General features: G+C 69.2%; 2 protein-coding genes. Both read left to right on the forward strand.

Features of this window, described 5'->3' with window-relative positions; genetic code table 11:
* Positions 1 to 233: 233 nt before the first annotated feature.
* Positions 234 to 2240 carry an amylo-alpha-1,6-glucosidase gene (locus VKA86_19350; GenBank protein HKK73366.1) on the forward strand — a complete coding sequence of 669 codons (2007 nt, stop codon included), beginning with the start codon at positions 234 to 236 and terminating at the stop codon, positions 2238 to 2240.
* A 113-nt stretch (positions 2241 to 2353) separates the two neighbouring features.
* Positions 2354 to 5409, forward strand: a 3056-nt coding sequence (locus VKA86_19355) for an alpha-amylase family glycosyl hydrolase (GenBank protein HKK73367.1), incomplete at its 3' end; no start/stop codon positions are given.

A 5409-nucleotide genomic window follows, 5' to 3' on the forward strand; every position in this document is an offset into this window, starting at 1 on the left:
GGGGTAGACCTTACGGATGTCGGTCAGCGTGACTTCGGCCATGGCGCTCGCAATGCACGGTCGGGGGATTCGGCGATCGGCGGGAAAGTCTAGAGCATGCCCGCCGGATCTGACCACCGCATCTCGTTGCGATCGGCCCCGGCCGACCCCTAGACTGGCCGGTGCAGCCCCCTTTTCGCGGAGTCCCCCTGGTGCGTCCGCTCCCACTATTCGTCCTCTGCTCGTGGTTCTCCATGTCCGCCAGCCCCGGAGCACAGTCCGCCGACTGGACGATCGAAGTCACCGATCCCAGCCGCGAAGTCGTCTTCAGCGATCTGCGCACCACACACTGGGCCTGCGACACCGGTGCTCGTGATCAGCGCGCCTACCATGGTCTGTACACGGCCATGCACGAGAGTCTGGACGACTACGTCCTGCAGCTCGACGGCCGGACGCTCGAGCCGAGCGAGGCCGACCGCGTGTTGGTCACCCCCTGGTCCATGGTGCGCGAGTACCCGGGCGGAGTCCGCGAGACCGTTTTCCTGGCGTTGGGCGAAGGCGCCCTCTTCGTGCGGGTCGAGACGACGGGTTCGGCCCCAGGGGAATGGGAGCTGCGTCCTCGCGTCGATCTGCGCTGGATCTGGCGCCCGGAGCGTGGCCGGTACGAGACCTCCGCCGCACCCGATGAAGAGACCCTCGACCTCACCGCCGTCGAGGTCGTGCGCCGCGATCGCGAACCCGGGCCGGGCGGACCCGACCGGCTCCTGATCGGAGTCGCTGCGGCCGGCGCGTTCGACGAGCACATGATCCCTCGCCCGACGGTCCACCCGCGCGACGCCGCCCGGCGTGCGATGGAAAGGACCACGCCGGTCGAGATCGGAACGATCCGCGGCCGGTGGAACGGCGATCGCGCCTTCCTCGACATGGTCTTCGTCCCGCTGCGCGGGGCGCGCCAGGCGACGGCCGAGACCGTCCGTGGGCTCCTCGAACGGCGTGACGAACTCCTCGACGCCCGACAGACCCACTTCCGTGCCATGGAGACCGACGCCCTCCGGACCGGCGATCGACGCCTCGACAGAGCCTACCTGTGGGCGCGCGCGAGCATGGACCAGATGATCATGCACACGCGCGGAGCGGGGATCTACGCGGGCTTCCACTGGTTCACGAACTTCTGGGGTCGCGACACCTTCATCTGCGTGCCGGGCGCGACGCTGGTGACCGGCCGCCTGGACGCCGCGCGGGAGATCCTGCGTGGCTTTCTGGACTTCCAACTGCTGGACCGCGGGGATCCCCGCGAGGGCCGGCTCCCGAACATCGTGCAGCCGGGACAGGTGCAGTACGCGGGCGTCGACGGTACGTGGTGGTACGCGCGCGCCGCCTATCGGTACGTGAGAGCGCGTCGGGCCGAAGGCAGACCGGACCGGGAGTTCGAGGCCCGCTTCGACGCCGCTCTGCGCGCCATGATCGGCGGCGCGGAACGCCACGCCGTGGACGGGAACGGCCTGCTCCGGCACGGTGACGCAGAAACCTGGATGGACGCAGGCGGGGAGGGCGATCCGCAATCGCCGCGGGGCGACCGTGCGGTGGAAGTGCAGGCCCTCTACTACAACGCGCTGTGTGCAGCAGAATGGCTGGCGCGCGAGCGCGGACACCCCGAACGGGCCGATCGCTACGATCGACTGGCGCAGCGCACCCGCGAGTCCTTCGGCCGTCTGTTCTGGATCGACGACGAGAACCGCCTGGCCGATCATCTCGACGTGGACGGAAGCCAGGACGAGCAGGTGCGCCCCAACACCGTCCTGGCCCTGACCGTGGTCGAACCCGAGTGGCCACCCCTGCTCGACGAGACGCGGGTCCGCGCCGAGATCGAGCACGTGGTCGAGCGTCTGGTCCTGCCCTGGGGCGTGACCAGCCTCGACCCCGAAGACCCCGATTTCCACGCGCGCCACCTCGACCTCGAGAACCATCACTACGACGAGGCGTATCACAACGGCGACGTATGGATGTGGTTGAGCGGGCCCGTGATCAGCGCCCTGTGCCGGGTGGGCCGGGTCGACGAGGCGCGGGCGATGCTCGACGTCCTGGTCGACGAAGTCCTCGATCACGGGGCCGTGGGCGCGATCCGTGAGGTCCGCGACGGTACCGACACCGGCGAGCGCGAAGAGTTCGGCGGCGCCACGTTCCAGGCCTGGTCCATGGCCGAGATGCTGCGGGCCATGCACGAGGACCTGGCGCCGGCCCTGGGCTGGACCCGGCAGTAGCGGCCGGACCATCCGACGCACTAGAGTCTGCGGACGGTTCGCCGTCCGGTCCCCGCGATCCGCACCCCCGAGACCCACCACGGGAGATCCCCCCTCGAGACAGGAGAGCCGCGATGCCGACATCGATGCTTCGCGCCGCAATTCCCCAGGTCCTGGCCGTCGTCGCGGCCCTGGCGCTGCTGAGCCCCGCGCCGGCCCTGGCCGAGGCCGTGACGTTCACGGCCGAGGCCCCCGGTGCAGGGAGCGTGTACCTGGCCGGTGAGTTCAACGGCTGGGATCCCACCGCCCAGGCCATGACCGACCCCGACGGCGACGGCGTCTTCGAGGCCACGCTCGACCTCGACCCCGGCACCTACGCCTACAAGTTCGTCATCGACGGCAACTGGGTGACCGACGAGTCGGCCGACGCTTTCGTCGACGACGGCTTCGGCGGCCAGAACAGCGTGGTCGAGGTGACCGGGGCCCCGGCGTCCACCCCCTCGGGGGGCGACGAGGCCGAGGGCACGACCTTCCGCCTCGAGGCTCCCGGCGCCGACGAGGCCTACGTGGCCGGCGAGTTCAACGACTGGAATCCGACCGCCGACGCCATGACCGATCCCGACGGCGACGGCGTGTTCGAGACCACGCTCGACCTGGCCCCGGGCACCTACGCCTACAAGTTCGTGGTCGACGGCACCTGGCAGGAGGACCCGAACGCCACCGAGTCGGTGGACGACGGCTTCGGCGGGCAGAACAGCGTGGTCGAGGTGACCGCGGGCGGCAGTGGCTCGGTGACGTTGGAGTCCACGCCCACCGCGGGCGAGGGCGAGCGTCTGGTGCGCTTCGTCGCCGAGGCGCCGGGCGCACAGCAGGTCTTCCTGTCCGGCGACTTCAACGGCTGGGACCCGCAGGGGCGTCGCATGACCGATCCCGACGGCGACGGCACCTTCGAGACCGTCCTGCCGCTCGAAGTCGGCCGCGAGTACCTCTACAAGTTCGTCATCGACGGCACCTGGACCACCGACGAGTCGGCGACCGCCTTCGCCGACGACGGCTTCGGCGGACAGAACAGCATCGTCGACGTGAAGGCCGGCGACGGGATCCTGGACGCCGGCGCCGAGGGCTCGATGACCGAGCCGATCGAGACCGGCGCGGCCACGCCCGCGACGGGCGGCGAGGCCACCGAGGGTCTGCGCAGCGTGAACTTCGAGTTCCAGCCCGTGATCAGCGGCGTGAGCGAAGTCGCGCTCGCCGGCACCTTCAACGACTGGAACGTGGGTGCCACGCCCATGACCGATCCCGACGGCAACGGGATCTACGAGGCCACGCTGCTGCTCGCGCCGGGCACCTACCAGTACAAGTACGTGGTCGACGGCAACTGGGTCACCGACGAGCAGGCCGACGACTTCGCCGACGACGGCTTCGGCGGCCGCAACAGCATCATCCACGTCGACGACCGCTACGCGACCATCGAGGTCGAGGTCGGCGACGGCGAGTTCTACCTCGAGGGCCTCGACGTCGCCGTCGACTACGGCACCGTGAACGAGGTCGAACCCGGCGAGGTGATCTTCCGCACCCGTGCCTATCTGGACGACGTCGAGCGCGTGGAGCTGCTCGTGCGCGAGCCGGGCGAGGACCCGGTCCGTCATCCGATGACGCTGGACGTGAAGGACCCCGTGTTCGCCACCTACGAGACCACGGTCTCGCTCGAAGAACCGGCCGAGGGCTGCCACTTCACCTTCGCCTACCACGACGGCGGCGAGACGCGTTACGCCCTCGCCGGCGGCGGTTTCGCCGACGAAGTCCCCGTCGACAGCGCCTGGCCCCTGTACGACCACGAGGTGCTCCCGCCCTTCCGGATCCCGTCGTGGGCGCAGCGGGCGGTCTACTACCAGATCTTCCCCGAGCGCTTCCGCAACGGCAGCGAGGCCAACGATCCGGACTTCAGCGAGCCCTACTACGAGGGCCGCACCGAGCTGCCGCCGAGCGGCAAGACCAACGGCGAGTACTTCCACTTCGTCGAGGACTGGAACGACGTCGCGGGCCTGGCCCGCAGCCCCTACCGGACCGACGGCAAGCCCGACTACTACTCGTTCTACGGCGGCGACATCGTCGGCGTGCACGAGAAGCTCGACCACCTGGCCGAGCTCGGCGTCACCGTGATCTACTTCAACCCGGTCACCGACGCGCGCAGCAACCACCGCTACGACCCCTGCGACTACAACGCCCTCGATCCGCACCTGGCCACCGAAGAAGAGTTCCGGGCCTTCACCGCCGACGCGCTGGACAAGGGCATCCGCGTGATCGTCGACATGGCCTACAACCATACCGGCGACTGCCACTTCGCCTTCCAGGACGTGGTCGAGAACGGACGGCAGAGCGAGTACTGGGACTGGTACGAATTCAAGAAGGAGATGCCGACCTGGCCGCTGCCTCCCGGTGAGGAGGCCATCGACTACTACGACTGCTGGTGGGGCTTCGGCCTGCACCCGAACCTGAACTTCGACCTCGCACGGCCCAACGCCCAGGAGATGAGCGCGGCCAGCATCGACGAGGCACGGGTGAACTGGCCGGTGGTGAACCACCTGCTCGACTCCGTCGACTACTGGATGGGCGACCTGGGGGTGAGCGGCTTCCGTCTGGACGTGCCGAACGAGGTGCCGTTCTGGTTCTGGGAGCTGTTCCGCGAGCGCTGCCGCGAGGTGAAGCCCGAGCACGTGCTGATCGGTGAGATCTGGGGCGACGCGGGCAGCTGGATCCATCCCGACGTCTTCGACGCGGTGATGAACTACAAGTACTTCAAGGATCCCGTCGTCAAGTGGATCGGTCAGAAGGAGGGCAACGCGGCGGTGTTCGACCGCGAGCTCGCGCCAGGGCGCACGCGTTATCCGCTGCAGGCCGTGCGCTCGCAGATGAACCTGATCGACAGCCACGACACGGCCCGCTTCCTGCGGATCTCGGGCGGCGACCCGCGCCGTCTGCAGCTGGCGGCGACCTTCGCCATGACCTACGTCGGCTCGCCACACGTCTACTACGGCAACGAGGTCGCCCTCGACGGCGGCCGCGATCCCGACTGCCGGCGGACCTTCCCGTGGGACCAGATCGACGCCCCGGCCCGCGCCTCGACGCTCGAGCACTTCCGCACGGTGACGAACCTGCGGCACGAGTACGCCGACGCGCTCAAGCTTGG

The organism is Candidatus Krumholzibacteriia bacterium (genome assembly GCA_035268685.1).
Lineage (GTDB): Bacteria > Krumholzibacteriota > Krumholzibacteriia > JAJRXK01 > JAJRXK01 > JAJRXK01.

What these genes read in the sequence shown, in the direction of transcription:
- VKA86_19350 (HKK73366.1), top strand. Translation starts at nt 234, where the DNA reads ATGTCCGCCAGCCCCGGAGCACAGTCCGCCGACTGGACGATCGAAGTC.